We start from the raw sequence: 16,029 nt of genomic DNA on the forward strand, positions 1-16,029 counted from the left end.
TCCGCTTAATTATCTTCCTGATGGCGCATCCCCCGCTCTGCTGCCACCGTTTCTCTGAGCCTTGAAGGCTCTCTTGTTATGGTACATCGCGTCATCCGCCTTCTTTACAACGTCCTCGAACTTAGCTCCGTCCTCAGGACAACGTGCAAATCCGGCACTAATGGACACTTTAAGGATGATACCGTTGTTCAGGGTTACATCCCTTGCCACATTATGACGCATTCTTTCTATAACGCCCTCATAGAACTGCTTGTCATGAGTTCCGTGGATAACTACAACGAACTCATCACCGCCGATACGGAAAGCCTTATCCTTCTCTCTTATACTGTTCTGAAGTCTCTTGGCAACGATGTTAAGGAGCGTATCTCCGGCTTCATGGCCATAGGTATCATTGACCTGTTTAAAGTCATTGAGGTCCATAAATATAAGACCGTATGGAAGCTTCTTTTTGCTGAGCTCTTCCATGTGCTCCTGATAACTTCTGTTGTTGTTGATGTTAGTCAGAGCATCTCTGTAGGAGAGAACTTCAAGTTCCTTGGAATATGCCTTCATCGAAACGTAAGCTGCCGCTGCCAAAGCCGCAAGGACACTGATAACAACGGCTATTGCCAGAGCACCAATTATCTCGTAGAGATTCATCCAGCTGCTGGTCGGAGAAATAAGAAGTGTCCAGTAACTGCCACCCACCGTATTTATCATTGACGATACGGGAGATGCCAGCTCTTTTTCCGAATACTCCATTATCATACGATTCTCACCGGTGATAGGGTTATCACCGAGAAGCTTGTATTCATAGCCTCCGTCAACAAGGGCTCTTATATTTACATCGGACAAAAAGCTTGAGAGATTGAGTTTAACTGAAGCAAATCCCCAGAAGTTTTCTTCTGATACTTCGCCCAGATAAATAGGTCTTCTGAGTATGATGCCGTAGCTTCCGTCTGATAGTGTAACCGGCGCCATGATTATTCCAAGTCCGCTCATCTTGCTGTAGTCCGCATAGATACCGTCAACACCGTCGGAAAAGAGATCTTCCCTCTCCGCAATGCCGCCTTCCAGCGGATACTTGTAGCTGACTATACCACCCGGTGCCAAAGTGATGTCAACGATATCCATGTAGTCGTTGAACACTTCATCGGCAGTAATGGCAAACTTCTCAGGGGTGATTCCTTCCTTACTGCTGGAAACTTCAATCTCCAGCATTCGGGTTATGTAATCACGCCTCTGGATCTCAGCTTCTATTCTGTCTGCAACAGATTCCGCAATAAACTCAGCCCTTTCCCTTCTGTTGCCTGCTGCAGTTGTAATATATACAATTGCGATCACGGTTGTGATGGCCAGCGCTGCAATAAAGGTTATAAGACCTGCTGTGATGCTCTTTTTCATTTTCGCCCCTCAAAATAAGAAAAATACGCCCATACTCTATTAATTTTATCATATTTTTGTATTATTGTGGTATGACCCATCCAAATCTATGGTACAATTCATAAACAGAAAAGCAATTATGAGGTAAAAGAAAAATGGCAGATTCGAAGGTAGTTACAAGAGGCAAAGTCATCATCAGAACCAGCATCATCGGCATCGTGGTAAACATACTTCTGGCCGGTTTTAAAATGATAGTAGGCATGATATCCGGCTCCATCGCCATCGTTTTAGATGCAGTCAACAACTTAAGTGATGCCCTCTCATCGGTCATCACCATAATAGGAACCGCTCTTGCAGGCAAGGCTCCCGACAAAAAGCATCCTTATGGATATGGCAGGATCGAGTATTTAAGCGCCATGATCATATCCATCATCGTGCTCTATGCCGGTATCACATCACTGGTTGAGTCCTGCAAATCAATACTTCATCCCGAGCCTGCCCAGTACGGCACTGTTACTCTTATCATCGTAGCTGTGGCCGTTGTGGTCAAACTCCTTCTTGGTCAGTTCTTCATAAACACAGGCAAGAAGGTATCCTCAGAATCCCTGGTCGCATCAGGCACCGATGCAAGATTTGACTCCATCATTTCCGCAGCCACACTGCTGGCTGCTTTCATCTTTATATTCACACACCTCTCTGTTGAGGCATACCTCGGAGCCATCATCGCTATCATCATGATAAAGTCAGCTCTTGAAATGTTAAGAGACACCATAAGCGAAATCCTCGGAGAGCGTATTGATTCAGCGGTATCAACAGCAGTCAAGAAGACAATCGTCGATGTAGACGGTGTTCAGGGCGCCTACGATCTGATATTCTCCGACTATGGTCCCGACCGTGTAATGGCATCCGTTCACATCGAGATTCCCGACACCTTCACTGCTGACAAGATTGATGAGATAACAAGAGAAATCCAGGACAGAGTCTATGTGGAGCACAACGTATCCATTATTTCCATCGGTATCTACTCCGTAAATACCAAAGATGACAAGATCACCGAAGTAAGAAACAACGTAAGAAAGATCGTCTCCTCCTTTGACAACGTCCTTCAGATGCACGGATTCTTTGTTGATTTTGAAAAAAAGAACATCCGCTTTGATCTGGTAGTTGATTTCGTACCAAACAAAACGGATGTGTTTAAAAACGCTATAAATGCTGTAAAAGAAGCTTATCCCGATTTCGAAGTCATCGCAAACATGGACGTAAGCTACAGCGACTAAGCTTCTTCAAAGAGATAGAGTCTGGTATCGCCGGTCCTCATGATCCTGGTCTCAGGACTGTAGCCGGTTCCTGCAAAGGAGCCGTTAAGTGAGAGGCCACGGTTTTTAAGAGAAGCTCCTGTAGCTGTCTCCTTCTGCTCTTCTCCGGTGAAATTCGTAAACTTATCAATAAGGTGGTGAATGATACCATCCTGTTTAACATGTACGGGAGCCATGGTATTTACAAGGCTTCCGAAGTCCATTACGCTAAGAGGCACCACCCTGTTTGAAATATTGTAGATCTTTGAATCATCAAGGCCAAGAGTCCTTATGCACCTGTAATCACAGTTAGGAGTAGCTTTTTTCTCCACCGCAAAGGCAATGGCCTTTTTCTTATCCCTTGAAACGATCATGTATCCGTCGTCAGGGAGTCTGTAGTAATCGCCGAACTGGAAGAGTTTTCTCCACTTCTTGTAGAACTCCACCTGCTCTGAAATTATCTTTTTATCAGAGTCATTCATGTCGCAGAGATTGAGTTCATAGCCAAAGCATCCTGCTGCAGCGATCTCAAACCTGGTCTCAAGAGTTGCATTTCCAAGAGTCTGATGGTTAGGGCAGGCTGAAACATGCGCTCCCACAGTACTTGCAGGATATCCATAGCTGTAGCCTCTCTGGATATCAAGCCTGCAAAAGGCATCTGTATCATCACTTCCCCAGGTCTGTGGGAAGTAAGAAAGGATACCAAGGTCAAACCTGTTTCCGCCGGCAGAACATCCCTCAAAGAGAATATCAGGGAAGCTCTCTGTCAGCTCTTTCATGATCCTGTACAGTCCGATGTAATACCTGTGCTGGAACTCGCCCTGTCTGTCCGCAGCAAGTCCTGTCGAGAAGCGGTCTGAGAATATCCTGTTCATGTCCCACTTGACGTAAGATATCTTTCCTGAGGAAAAGACCTTTTTCATGGAATCTATGATGTAGTCCTGAACTTCAGTCTTTGTAAGATCAAGGTTTAACTGGAATCTTCCCTTGGTGTGGGCATGCCCCGGAACCATTACAGCCCAGTCGGGATGTGCTTTGTACAGATCTGAATCCTCGTTTACCATCTCCGGCTCAACCCAGATTCCAAAGAGCATTCCAAGATCCGAGATCTTATCTGCCAGCTCTTTTACGCCGCCGGGGAGCTTTTTCTTGTTTTCTTCCCAGTCGCCCAGTGATCTGTGATCATCGTTTCTTTCGCCAAACCAGCCATCGTCCATTACAAAGAGCTCAATTCCGCACTTCTTTGCTTCTTTTGCAAGATTCAAAAGAGAGCCCTGGTTGAAGTTAAAGTAGTTGGCTTCCCAGCTGTTGATGAGGATCGGGCGCTCCTTGTCGCGCCATGAGCCCCTTACCACATGCTTTCTTACAAACTCATGCATGCCCATGCTCATTCCGTTAAAGCCCTTGCCGGAATAAGCCATTACAGCTTCGGGAGACTCTAGCTTTTCTCCCTTTGAAAGCAACCAGGAAAATCCTGTTGGCTGAATACCCGTAACAAATCTGCTTATGCTGCAACCGTTTGATGAAAGAGCCTCGTAGTGATTTCCGCTGTAAATAAGGTTAAAGCCGTAGCAATCTCCCTTGTTTTCATCTGCATCCGGGCTGCTGACAATAACAAAGGGATTGGATCTTGAACCGGATTCTCCGGCAGCAAGCTCTTCCGATACGACCTTGCCTGCCTTGCATAAAGACTCAGATTTACCCATTTCATAGGCCCATCTGCCGTGGAAGGAGGTAAATTTAAGTCCTGTCTCATAGAAGTCAACAGAGGTACTAAGAAGTCTCTCAACCCTTATATCGCCCTCTCCGTCGTTTGTAAGGACTGCACTTCTTGTGATCACGTCACAGTCAGGAAATACGGTATAGATAAGGTCAAGCTTTGCGCCATATCCTTTGTCGGAGAGCTTTACGATAAGCTGCTGAGCACTGTCTGTATCATCGTAGGAAGATGGAAGGATCTCTAAAGCTCTTTTACCCTTTCTGATCTCATAATCATCAAAGAGCATATCTACCGTGGTGTTTCCATCGGGATAGTATAGCTCTATCATAGGCTCTCTTATGTCACCCTTTCCAAAGGATGAAAACTCAAGGCCCATCATTTCAAGGCAGAGCTTTTCATGCTCATCATCATAATAGTTCATGTTGCCGCCGCCGTTGAAATGCTTGGGTGCCATGGCCTGAACTGTTTTTTCAAGGAGCTCTTTATCCCTACTCTCAAGCTCTATCTCTGTCTTGAGGCGCGCGTAGGTCTCCGAAGAAAAGATGGAGCCTCCGAAGTGAATGTGCTCAAGATGACCTGTCTCAGTCTTTCTGAAGATGTAGGATGTGTTTTTGGTCTGTAAAAGAAATATCTGTCCATCAGCGTAGATCATTGTTTTCCTCCAAATGGCGCTTAGGCGCGAAGTCCGTTCATAATAATATCTATCATACTGTTGAGGGATTGCTCGTAAGTAACCTGAGTTCCTGCAAGTTCCTGTGTGCTGAGGAACTTCTCGATGGCGCCCTCGATGGTAAGCTTGATAACGGGAATAGGCACGTTCTTGATGTAGCCCTTATCCATGGCCTCTGAGAGGAGCTTCTCGGTCTCTTCCCAGTCAGTCTCGATCTTGCCGGCAATTCTGCTGTAGACTACAGGGTATTTCTCCCTGAGCTGATAAACCTGTCTGAAGTCGATATTTCTGTAGTTGTCGGGAAGACATACAATGACCTTGGCAATCTTATCAATAAGATCTAAGGAATCATCCGCAATGATCTCTGCTTCCTTCTGTTTAATGGCAGCAAAGCCATAGTCAACAGTTGCGTAAAAGAGCTCGTCCTTATCATCAAACTCCTTGTATATGGTCTTTTTACTAATATGGAGCTTCTTGGATATGTCATCCATGGTGAACTTCATGCCCTTTTCGTTGAAAAGATCAACAACAGCATCCATTATGCTTTTTCTGATGGTATTCATGTAACGCCTCCTTTTCGACTGCCCTGTTTATCACTTCAAGACTTCTTTTAAAAATTCCCAGACATTTGCTGTAGATTTAACTGAGAGCCTCTCCTTGGGTGAATGGATATCATCCATGTCAGGTCCGATTGAGATACAGTCAAGTCCACTTATCTTGTCACTTAAGATTCCGCACTCGAGACCTGCGTGGATAGCTTCAATCCTTGGCTCAGTGCCATACATCTTTTTGTATACGGAAACCATGTGCTCTCTGAGGTCAGAGTTTGGATTATATTTCCATCCGGGATAACGGCTGTTGATAACGGTCTCTGCTCCGTAGCCACCTGATATGAGTTCAAGCTTTCTAAGAAGATTTTCCTTGGCAGTCTCAACGCTGCTTCTTACTGACTGCTCGAGTATTACACGGTTTTCGTCTGTGCTCAGGACTCCGAGATTAAGTGATGTCTCAACAAGTCCCTCTACAGAAGCACTCATGGCCTGTACTCCATCCGGCATTACAGCGATGAGTGAGATTGCCTTCAAGGAATCTTCTACAGTTATGGCCATCTCCTCGGTCTCAGGAAGGCTCTTTATCTCATCGATTGCAGCTGCATCTTCAGCCTTCTTGTCCTGAACACTGATCATGACATCAGGGTCTTTGATTTCGAGTTCTCCCTTGAGGTCAGCAAGAGTTCCTGCGAGGCTCTTTACAAATGCTGATGCATCTTCTGCTGCTACAACGATGTCGGCTACTGCTGATGCAGAAATTGCATTGTCGGCAACACCACCGCGCATGTCGATAATTGCAAATTTTGATACGTCACTTGCTTCCAAAAGAGTTCGTGCGAGGATCACGTTGGCATTTCCTCTTCCGCACTTTATCATCTCTCCTGAGTGACCGCCCTTAAGACCGTCGATTGTTACCTTGAGCTTTATTCCCTTAAAAGCCTGCCTCTTAACAGGAAGGTATGAGTAAAATCTTGCTCCGCCTGCACAGCTGGTGATGAACTGACCCTCAACCTCATTGTCGATGTTGATCATCTTTCTGCCCTTAAGGCCGGAGAGGTCAATCGCATTAGCGCCTTCCATTCCGGTCTCTTCATTGGTTGTTATAACAACCTCAAGTGGTGGATGAGGAATGGTTTTTGAATCAAGAAGAGCAAGGCAGTATGCAACTGCGATACCGTCATCTCCTCCAAGGCTGGTGCCCTCTGCCCAGACATATTCTCCGTCTGTTGTGACCTTAAGGCCCTCAGTCTTCATATCAATATCTGCTTTGTCATCCTTAACTGCCACCATGTCCATGTGACCCTGAAGGATAACAGGCTCTTTATCCTCGTATCCTGCGCTGCCGGGAGCCTTGATGATAACGTTTAACTCTTTGTCCTGAATAACCTCAAGATTTCTCTCCTTTGCAAAAGATACGAGATAGTCGCTGATCTTCTGTACGTTATATGAGCCGTGTGGAATGCTGCACAGCTTCTCAAAAAATGTAAATACTTCCTTTGGCTGTAAATTCTCAAGTGCCATAGTATCGCCTCCGTTTATCAATTGATCAAATAAAAAAGGAATCTGAATTTATATCTTCAGACTCCTTAATTTTACTATTAAAAAACTATTTATTCAATAAAAGTTTCCAATAATATTATGCGATCTTCTCTTTTGCAAGCTCTGCAAGTGTCTTGAATCCATCAGGATCGTTAACTGCAAGCTCAGCAAGCATCTTTCTGTTGATGTCAACACCTGCAAGCTTGAGGCCGTGCATCATGTTGCTGTATGAAAGGCCGTTGATTCTTGCTGCAGCGTTGATACGTGTGATCCAAAGAGATCTCATATCTCTCTTCTTCTGCTTACGTCCAGCGAATGCTGAAGTAAGTGCTCTCATAACAGACTGCTTAGCAACTCTGTACTGCTTTGATCTTGCTCCTCTATAGCCCTTAGCGAGCTTAAGTACTCTATTGTGCTTCTTCTTGGCATTTAATGCGCCTTTAACTCTTGCCATCTTTAAATCCTCCTATAAATAATCAAAAATATACCTGACTTAAGTTTCTTCCTGCAAAGATTATGCGTAAGGAAGAATCTGCTTCATTGTCTTTACATTTGTAGCGTCAACAAGTCCGGCATGTCTAAGATTTCTCTTTCTCTTTGTGGACTTCTTTGTTAAGATGTGGCGCTTATACGCTTTGTTTCTCATGAGCTTTCCTGTGCCTGTAACTTTGAATCTCTTGGCAGCTGCTCTCTTTGTCTTCATCTTCAGCATTGCTATTTCCTCCTATACTCTACGCTTAGTTATGATATACGGATTTCTCTGTATTAACCTATATCATATTTATCTTTAACCAAATATTTCTGGCTAATGATCAGTTCTTTTTCTCGGCAAGGAACATGGTCATTGAACGTCCCTCAACCTTAGGCTGCTTCTCTACAACCGCAACATCAGAAAGTGCCTCTGCAAAATCTGTGAGAATGTGAACGCTGGCTCCCATGTGTGCCATCTCACGTCCGCGGAAACGAAGTGTGATCTTAACTCTGTTTCCTTTCTCAAGGAACTTCTTGGCTGCATTAACTTTAGTGTTCAGATCGTTGGTATCAATGTTGGGAGAAAGTCTGATCTCCTTGATCTCAACAGTCTTCTGTTTCTTACGAGCTTCCTTCTCTTTACGAAGCTGCTCATACTTGAACTTACCATAGTCAACTACTCTGCAAACAGGTGGCTTAGCAGTTGGAGCTATCATGACAAGGTCAACACCCTCGTCTTCTGCGATCTTCCTGGCATCCTGAATTGACATAACACCAAGCTGATCTCCCTCAATACCAATTACACGGACCTCTTTAGCTCTGATCTGTTCGTTAATAAATAACTCGCTAATGGCTTTACCCTCCAAAAATGAATAAAAAAATGGATACATTCGCAAATGTATCCACTGATGATCAATTACAGAATCCTCGCGCCGGGCTTGGATTTGAAAAGATATTAACCGCTACTGGCCAAGCCGCAGGGTGAGAGTGGATACTCTGCTTTGTTTTCAAACACTGATATAATTTAACACAACCGCAAGGTCATGTCAACACTTTTTTCTTTTTTTCGATTACATTAAACTTCAGCGCACTCTTCGGGCAGGCCTTTACACACTCGCCACACCTGATGCACTCTGTGCTGTTTGGGCTCTTTATAGGATTCACATTCATCTTGCAGATTCTGGCACATGTTCCGCAATTCACACACGCATTTTCGTCAAAAGACATCTTGAGAAGGCTTATCTTTTGAAACAGTGAGTAAAATGCTCCCAGCGGGCATACATACTTGCAGAAGGGTCTGTAAATAAAGATTGAAGCAAGAATGCAGGCAATAAGTATAGTCAGCTTCCAGTTAAAGAGTGCTCCCAGTGCAGATCTTATGGATTTGTCCAGAATAACCAAGGGAATTCCTGCTTCCAGCGTTCCCACAGGGCATATATATTTGCAGAAGAATGGATCTCCTGTACCAAGACTTGTCCTGTAAAAGAACGGAAGTGCAAATACAAACAGGAAGAGGAATACATACTTAAGGTATCTTAAGGGTCTGTCTACTTTCTCCGGAATTCTGATCTTCGGTGTAGGGATCATGTAGAGAAGCTCTTCTATCAGGCCAAAGAGACAAAGCCATCCGCAGATGAGACGTCCGACCAGTAGTCCTATTGCAGCGAGATAACCAACTACATAAAAGGCAAATTTTCTTTTCCTGCCATCGAAGATGGATTGCATGGCTCCGATGGGGCATGCTCCCAAAGCCCCCGGACAGGAATAGCAGTTCATTCCTGGAACACAGAAGTGCTTAAGTGGGCCTCTATAGATTGAAGCGGTAAGAAAGCCTTTGAAATAGCTATTTGTAAGGATTCCCCAACCGGCCTGGATGCCTTTTCTTATTATTTTGTGCTTCTTTAAGCCATTGTCAGCCAATTCCAATACACTCCATGCAGATGGTGGTTGCTTTTTTACCTACGGTACTTGCTTCTCCCCTGCTGATGCCAAATATGCAGGAGGCAATGGCAAGTATCAGGAGTATCAGCGTCACATAGGTAGGCAGAGTCTTTTTCATAATGACCTCTCTTATTATTCCTGTGAAAGATACATGTTGATAACATCTTCCCATTCAACGCTGGTCTTGCTTCCTATCTCAGCGTTTCCCAGGACATTGCCCTCTGAGTCCAGGAAATATGTTGTGGGAACATACTGAAGTCCAATATCCAACATAAGCTGTGTCGGAGCAATAAGAACAGGATAGGTGATTCCTGTATCTTCTATAATTGCTCTGGCGTCGGCAATGACGCTTTCATCATAGTTTCCGTGCAGATCATATACATCACAGGTCAGACCCACGATTTCAAAGCCTTTGTCCTTGTACCTTCTCTCAATCTCGCCCAGCGCCGGCATCTCTGAAATACACGGTCCGCAGAAGGTTCCCCAGATGTTGATCATGGTGAGCTTGTTACCCTTTACGTAATCTGCAAGCGCCACGTCATTAAGCTCCAGGTCCTTGACCGTATAGTTTATTAGGTCATCCTCGGGAGAAATAATCTCCGTGGTCTGCGCAGTAGCCTGAATCTCAACATTCCGAGTATCTGCCGTCTGCTGATCTTCGGATGGCTGTTCGCTCTTTCCGCATCCTGCCAATATGCTGATTGAAAGTGTTGCTGTAAGTAGCATAGCAGCTGCTTTCTTCATATATCCCGCCCTCCATGGTTTTGAATAATTATACCATGTTCCACTGTGGGATTCTATGAGACACTGGGGACGTTTCACTTTGACTCATTTTTTACGTCCTCCGTAATCGGATCAGAAGAACATTTTTCTTCATGTGTTTTACCTGTCAATTCGCCAAGAATGTACCTTCCTGCCATAAACTATGGCTTGGAAAAAGATCTTGTGCAAGCTTTTTACCTGTCAATCTGCCAAGAAAGTTCCTTCCTGCCATAAATCCCGGCTTGGAAAAAGATCTTGTACAAGCTTTTTACCTGTCAATCTACCAAGAAAGTTCCTTCCTGCCAAAAAATCCAGGCTTGGAAAAGATCTTATGCCTACTTTTTACCTGTCAATCCACCTAAAAAGCACCTCTCTGCCACAATCCAAAGCAGGGGTTTGGCTAAAGTGTCTACTTGCCTAAATCTGTGGCAAAAGCGTACTCTATCGCCTCCGGGACATGAGAAAAGCTTGCACAAGATGTTTCATCTGGCCTATATCTGTGGCAAATGTGCACTCTATCGCCTCCGGGACATGAGAAAAGCTTGCACAAGATGTTTCATCTGGCCTAAATCTGTTGCAAATGTGTACTCTATCGTCTCCGGGACATGAGAAAAGCTTGCACAAGAGGCTTCATCTAGCCTATATCTGTGGCAAATGTGCACTCTATCGCATCCGGGACATGAAAACACCGGCTGCGCCTGGATGCATCTTCTATCCAGCCCCTTTTAATCGGCCCGCCTTAGTGACTGATCGTTCACATAGATACCGGAGTCAAGGGACAGTACGCTGGGCGCTGCCCTTTGGCGCCCGGGCAGCACTTGACTCCGGTATTTATGTGAACTACAATCTCGTGGCGGCGGGCAGATAAAACAAAAAGATGTGGCAAAAGCACTCTTTTACCACATCTTCTGCAATTATGAGTCAAAATGATACGTCCCCAGTGTCTCTTTTTTTCGATTACACTAAGTGAGTCAAAGTGAAACGTCCCCGGTGACTCACATTAGTATTCTCTTTCAACTTTGTAGGTCTTGTCGTCTACAACGATGGCGTCCACGCCGGGAACTGAACTAAAGAGCATCTCGTCGACGTAGTTGAATTTCTCTGGAGTCTCTCCGATCTTGAGCACTTCAATAAGGGCTCTGACTCTTGGTCCGTGGAGAGGGTTACACTCTGCGATGCAGGAGATCTTGCCCTGCCTTGCATAGTCGAGGGCTGTCTTATTGACGCCGTCAAAGGATACAACCATGATCTCACCATTTTGAATGTTGGGACCGGCTGTTCTTCCAACGCTCTCGATGGCGTCAATGGCGCCGATGGCCATGTTGTCGTTCTCACAGTAGACTACGTTTATATTATCGAACCTCTTAAGAAGAGCAGCCATCACTTCTCTTCCTCTGTTCTCGGTAAAGTCTCCGCTGACCTCAGCCATGAGATCCCAGCCATTGTCTCTTGCTGCGTTTGCAAGGCCTCTGGTCCTTCCGATCTGGGCTGTTGAGCCGATGTTACCCTGAATGTTTACTATATGAAGATCCTCGGGTGCAATTCCCTTGCTCTCGGTGTAGGCCTTGATCCAGGCTGCCATCTTCCTGCCCTCAAGCTCAAAGTCAGAACCGACCCAGCAGGAATAGAGATTTTTATCAGCTGTGTTTACTCTTCTGTCAACAAGAATAACGGGAATGCCGGCTTCTCTGGCTTCTCCCAGCACGGTCTCCCAGCCGTCCTCCGTAGAAGGTGCAAGAACTATGTAGTCCACCTCCTGCTGGATAAACATCCTTATGGCAGTGATCTGGTTTGCCTGCTTCTGCTGACCGTTTTTGTAGATCAGGTTGTATCCGGCTTCTTCTGTGAAGGCACTAAGCATTGAGTCTGTGTTTGCACTTCGCCAGTCCGATTCTGCCCCCAACTGAGAGAAGCCGACGGTAACGAGATCGTCGGCTTTTGGGGTTTCTAATATTTCTTCCGCATTTTCGGAAGGAACGCTACTCCCGCAACCGGCCAGAATAGCCGGTATCAGGAGTAGCAAAGGTATCAGTTTAAAAAATCTTTTCATGTTCCCTTAATTATCCTCAGGCCTTGATAGCTTTCTTTTTCTGAGCCATAACTACGCTCTGGATAAGAAGGAAGATGCAGAGCATTGCTGCAATGGTGATACCTGTCCACCACGCTTCGTCAAGTCCTGCAGAGGCAACTATGTTCTGAATGGTGCTAAGTGAAAGCACTCCAAAGAATGTTCCGATAATGTTGCCGACACCACCGGTTAGGAGTGTTCCACCGATGATGGATGAAGCAATTGCGTTCATCTCCATACCCATGGCATGGCTTGCAGATCCTGAACCTACATGAAGGAAGTATACATATCCTCCGATACCTGCCAGTGTAGAGCAGATAAGGTGTGACAGGAACTTGGTCCTTCTTACGTTTATACCCATCATTAGAGCGCTCTGCTTGTTTCCGCCAACTGCATAAAAGCTCCTTCCAAGCTTGGTCCATCTGAGCACTACAAATAATAATATCACAAGTACAAGAGCCACAATAACACCAATTTCAATATATGCGGGAACATATATGCCTTTTTTGTTGTAAGAACCAAGGAAAGGTACATTTACACGTGTGTCCTTAAGTGCCATGAAGGCCTGGTTCTCTACGTTGAAAGGTGCTGTGTTAACTATGGTTGTCATACCTCTTGCAAAAAACATTCCGGCGAGAGATACGATGAATGGCTGAATATCAAGTACAGCAACCAAAAAGCCCTGCACAAGTCCGTAAGCAACTCCGATACCAATTGCTATAAGCACTGAAACCAGAAGGCTTGGAGAATCTGTTTTGTCCAGATATACTGCGCAGCACATTGATACAAGAGCAACAACACCGCCCACGGAAATATCGATTCCGCCTGAGATCATTACAATACTCATACCACAGGCTGTAATGATAAGTGCTGCATTGGCATTTAAGATGTTAAAGAACATCTGAGGCTTTGAGAATCCACCTCCCTGAAACAGCACTGCTCCGATGTACATCAGGAAGAAAATAACAATGGTGATGGTAAGAAGCAGGCTCGTATCATTCATCTTGTTAAAGATGCTAACTTTATTTTTCTCTTTCATATCAAGCTGCCTCCTTTCTTGCAGGATTCAGCTTTTTTACAAGCATTTCCATGTACTCTCTTGCCTTGGGAGCTGAGAATACAACAAGGATGATAACTACAACGGCCTTGTATGCTGCAAGCGCATCGGAAGGAACGTTGAACTTGTAAAGAGTTGTTGTAAGGAACTGGATTACGTATGCTCCAAGGATTGAAGCCCAGATGTTGAACTTACCGCCTGAAAGGGCATTACCTCCAAGGGCAACGGCAAGAATGGCATCCATCTCAATGTCTTTTGCAATAACCGAGTAGTTGATTGTTGAAAGACGGCTAACCTTGATGAGAGCTGCTACTGCTACGCAGAGTCCCAAAATTACAAATGAAAGGAACTTGATAAATGTGGGGTTGATACCGTTGAGTCTTGATGAACTCTCGTTGATACCAACTGCCTGTGTGTAAAGACCAAGGTTTGTGAACTTAAGCACAAGAGCGATGATCACGATACAGATCGCTGCTATGAAAACCGTGGTCGGGATCGGTATTCCGGGGATAAATCCGCCGAAGTACGCGAACTTGGGATCCGGAACGATAGGAAGCTCGTTGTTGTTGATCCATGCTGCAATTGATCTTCCTGCAGTAAACAGGATCAGTGTTGCGATCATGGGCTGGATCTTGAATATTGAAACCAGCATTCCGTTGAAAGCTCCGCAGAGCATACCTACGATACAAGCCACAAGGAAAGCAACGATGATAGGAGCCTGAATGGTATCAGGTCTTGAATTGCCTCCGCAGAGGACTCTCAGCATTGCTGAACCTGCGATCGCAATGGTTGCACCTACGGAAATATCCTGTCCGCCTGAAGCTGCAGTTACCAGCGTCATACCGATAGCAAGGATTGCAAGCTCTGAGCCGTAATCCAGAATTGTGATAAGAGCTCCGGACTTAACGATATAGCCTGCGTTGTTAGTTACGTTTTTTATCTCGAAAAATGTCGGGTCGTTTATCAGGTTTACCACCGCCAGAAGGACAAGTGCAAGAAGCGGTATAAACAGCTGATTGGACGCTATCGTCTTTATCACGCCCAAAGCATTTCCTTTTTTATCTTTTGTCATACCTTACTCCCCTCCTGCGATAGTAGCCATGATCTTGTTCTGTGTAAGATCATCACCGGTAAGTTCTCCGACTACTTTTCTATCGCGCATTACTACAAGTCTTGAGCATGTTCTGAGCATCTCGTCGGTCTCAGATGAAATGAAGGTCACGCTCATACCTTCAGATGCCAGCTCCAGCACCAGCTTCTGGATGGCAACCTTGGTTCCTACGTCGATACCTCTTGTAGGCTCGTCGAGGATCAGGTACTCAGGATGCATAAGAAGCCATCTTGCAAGGATAACCTTCTGCTGATTTCCGCCTGAGAGTGCCTTGATTGGCTTATCAGCTGATGGTGTCTTGATATTGAGCTTCTCTATGAATTCATCTGCAAAAGCATTGGCCTGAGCTTTTGAAAACGGCTTAAAGAATCCCGTCAATACCTGAAGCGCAAGGATTATGTTCTCCCTTACGGAAAGGTCTCCTATTATTCCATCTATCTTTCTGTCTTCAGGCAGGTAAGCAATACCGTTTCTCATGGCATCAATAGGCTTATTTATCTTGACATCCTTGCCATGAACCTTGACCTTACCTCCAAGGATCCTGTCAGCTCCGAAGATTGCCCTTACGCACTCGCTTCGGCCTGAACCAAGAAGTCCCGTAAAGCCGTTGACTTCACCCTTTTTGATAAAGAAATCAAAGGGCTTTATTCCGGCATCGGACTGAAGGTCCTTAGCTTCGAACACGATCTCTCCAGCGTCATTTCCTTTGTATTCATTCGTCTCTCCTTTTATATCTGAAAGATCATCCATTTCTTTACCAAGCATCTTGGCAACAAGCTGAACTCTCGGAAGATCTTTGATCTCATATTCACCTACAAGCTGTCCGTCTCTAAGAACAGTGATCTTGTCACACACCTCATATACCTGGTCAAGGAAGTGTGTTACAAAGATGATTCCTACTCCCATCTCCTTAAGATCTCTCATGAGGCCAAAGAGCTTTTCAACCTCCTGCTCATCAAGAGATGATGTGGGCTCATCCAATATAAGAACTTTACAATCCATATCCACTGCTCTTGCGATCGCCACCATCTGCTGAACTGCGATGGAGCAATTGGAGAGCTGCTGAGTTGCCCTGGCCGGAATGTCCAGTGACTGAAGGAGTTTATCCGCATCAGCATTTATCTGCTTCCAGTTTGTAAGAACTCCATCGCCTCTTCCGATGAACATATTCTCAGCAACAGTGAGATTAGGACAAAGAGTGATTTCCTGATAAACAGTGCTTATTCCAAGATTCTGTGCATCCTGAGGTGAATGGATCGCTACTGCCTTCCCCTCAAGCTCTATATTCCCCGCATCCTTGGGATAAACACCTGTAAGTACTTTTATAAGCGTTGATTTTCCTGCACCGTTTTCCCCCATCAGCGCATGTATCTCTCCCTTGTTAAGGGTGAAATCCACATTCTGAAGCGCACGGACGCCAGGGAATGATTTAACAATGCCACGCATTTTTAGTAATGTGGTTTCATTCATTGGCTGCTCCTC

At 45.1% G+C, this 16,029-nt stretch carries 15 protein-coding genes; 1 reads left to right on the top strand and 14 read right to left on the bottom strand.

Features of this window, described 5'->3' with window-relative positions:
- Positions 1-9 precede the first annotated feature (9 nt).
- Positions 10-1,383 carry a sensor domain-containing diguanylate cyclase gene (locus tag G589_RS0103380; RefSeq protein WP_026521110.1) on the bottom strand — a complete coding sequence of 458 codons (1,374 nt, stop codon included), beginning with the start codon at positions 1,381-1,383 and terminating at the stop codon, positions 10-12.
- Between the two features lie 134 nt (positions 1,384-1,517).
- On the opposite strand from G589_RS0103380, the gene G589_RS0103385 reads away from it, so the two are divergent.
- Positions 1,518-2,639, top strand: a complete 1,122-nt coding sequence (locus tag G589_RS0103385; protein WP_026521111.1) for a cation diffusion facilitator family transporter — start codon at positions 1,518-1,520, stop codon at positions 2,637-2,639.
- Here G589_RS0103385 and G589_RS0103390 read toward each other — a convergent pair.
- The 13 genes from G589_RS0103390 to G589_RS0103450 all read right to left on the bottom strand — a co-directional run bounded on the left by G589_RS0103390 (position 2,636) and on the right by G589_RS0103450 (position 16,017).
- Entirely contained in the window at positions 2,636-5,029 is a 2,394-nt protein-coding gene (locus tag G589_RS0103390; protein WP_026521112.1) for an alpha-galactosidase, read from the bottom strand. The genes G589_RS0103385 and G589_RS0103390 overlap by 4 nt on opposite strands.
- Before the next feature lie 20 nt (positions 5,030-5,049).
- On the bottom strand, positions 5,050-5,610 hold the full coding sequence (locus tag G589_RS0103395) for a TetR/AcrR family transcriptional regulator (RefSeq protein ID WP_026521113.1): 561 nt from the start codon (positions 5,608-5,610) through the stop codon (positions 5,050-5,052).
- 30 nt (positions 5,611-5,640) lie between these two features.
- Complete coding sequence (locus G589_RS0103400; protein WP_035775259.1) at positions 5,641-7,119, bottom strand: aminoacyl-histidine dipeptidase; 1,479 nt, start codon at positions 7,117-7,119, stop codon at positions 5,641-5,643.
- 115 nt (positions 7,120-7,234) lie between these two features.
- A complete protein-coding gene (rplT, locus tag G589_RS0103405) occupies positions 7,235-7,591 on the bottom strand; it encodes a 50S ribosomal protein L20 (protein ID WP_013280184.1) in 357 nt (118 codons plus the stop codon).
- 60 nt (positions 7,592-7,651) lie between these two features.
- A complete protein-coding gene (gene rpmI, locus G589_RS0103410) occupies positions 7,652-7,849 on the bottom strand; it encodes a 50S ribosomal protein L35 (RefSeq protein WP_022764511.1) in 198 nt (65 codons plus the stop codon).
- Positions 7,850-7,949: 100 nt separating this feature from the next.
- Complete coding sequence (gene infC, locus G589_RS0103415; RefSeq protein WP_051192152.1) at positions 7,950-8,498, bottom strand: translation initiation factor IF-3; 549 nt, start codon at positions 8,496-8,498, stop codon at positions 7,950-7,952.
- Positions 8,499-8,649: 151 nt separating this feature from the next.
- Complete coding sequence (locus G589_RS0103420) at positions 8,650-9,528, bottom strand: 4Fe-4S binding protein (protein WP_051192153.1); 879 nt, start codon at positions 9,526-9,528, stop codon at positions 8,650-8,652.
- Entirely contained in the window at positions 9,521-9,667 is a 147-nt protein-coding gene (locus G589_RS22065) for a CD1871A family CXXC motif-containing protein (protein ID WP_196811841.1), read from the bottom strand. Before G589_RS22065 ends, G589_RS0103420 begins: the two co-directional genes overlap by 8 nt.
- A gap of 14 nt (positions 9,668-9,681) precedes the next feature.
- Positions 9,682-10,293: a TlpA disulfide reductase family protein gene (locus tag G589_RS18735; RefSeq protein WP_051192154.1), complete on the bottom strand. Its 612-nt coding sequence runs from the start codon at positions 10,291-10,293 to the stop codon at positions 9,682-9,684.
- A 1,018-nt stretch (positions 10,294-11,311) separates the two neighbouring features.
- A complete protein-coding gene (locus G589_RS0103435) occupies positions 11,312-12,361 on the bottom strand; it encodes an ABC transporter substrate-binding protein (protein ID WP_026521117.1) in 1,050 nt (349 codons plus the stop codon).
- 16 nt (positions 12,362-12,377) lie between these two features.
- Positions 12,378-13,418 carry an ABC transporter permease subunit gene (locus G589_RS0103440; protein ID WP_026521118.1) on the bottom strand — a complete coding sequence of 347 codons (1,041 nt, stop codon included), beginning with the start codon at positions 13,416-13,418 and terminating at the stop codon, positions 12,378-12,380.
- 1 nt (position 13,419) lies between these two features.
- Entirely contained in the window at positions 13,420-14,508 is a 1,089-nt protein-coding gene (locus G589_RS0103445) for an ABC transporter permease (protein ID WP_026521119.1), read from the bottom strand.
- 3 nt (positions 14,509-14,511) lie between these two features.
- Complete coding sequence (locus tag G589_RS0103450; protein WP_026521120.1) at positions 14,512-16,017, bottom strand: sugar ABC transporter ATP-binding protein; 1,506 nt, start codon at positions 16,015-16,017, stop codon at positions 14,512-14,514.
- Positions 16,018-16,029 lie beyond the last annotated feature (12 nt).

Origin of the sequence: Butyrivibrio sp. VCB2001 (assembly GCF_000423965.1) — a bacterium.
Taxonomy (GTDB): Bacteria; Bacillota; Clostridia; order Lachnospirales; family Lachnospiraceae; genus Butyrivibrio.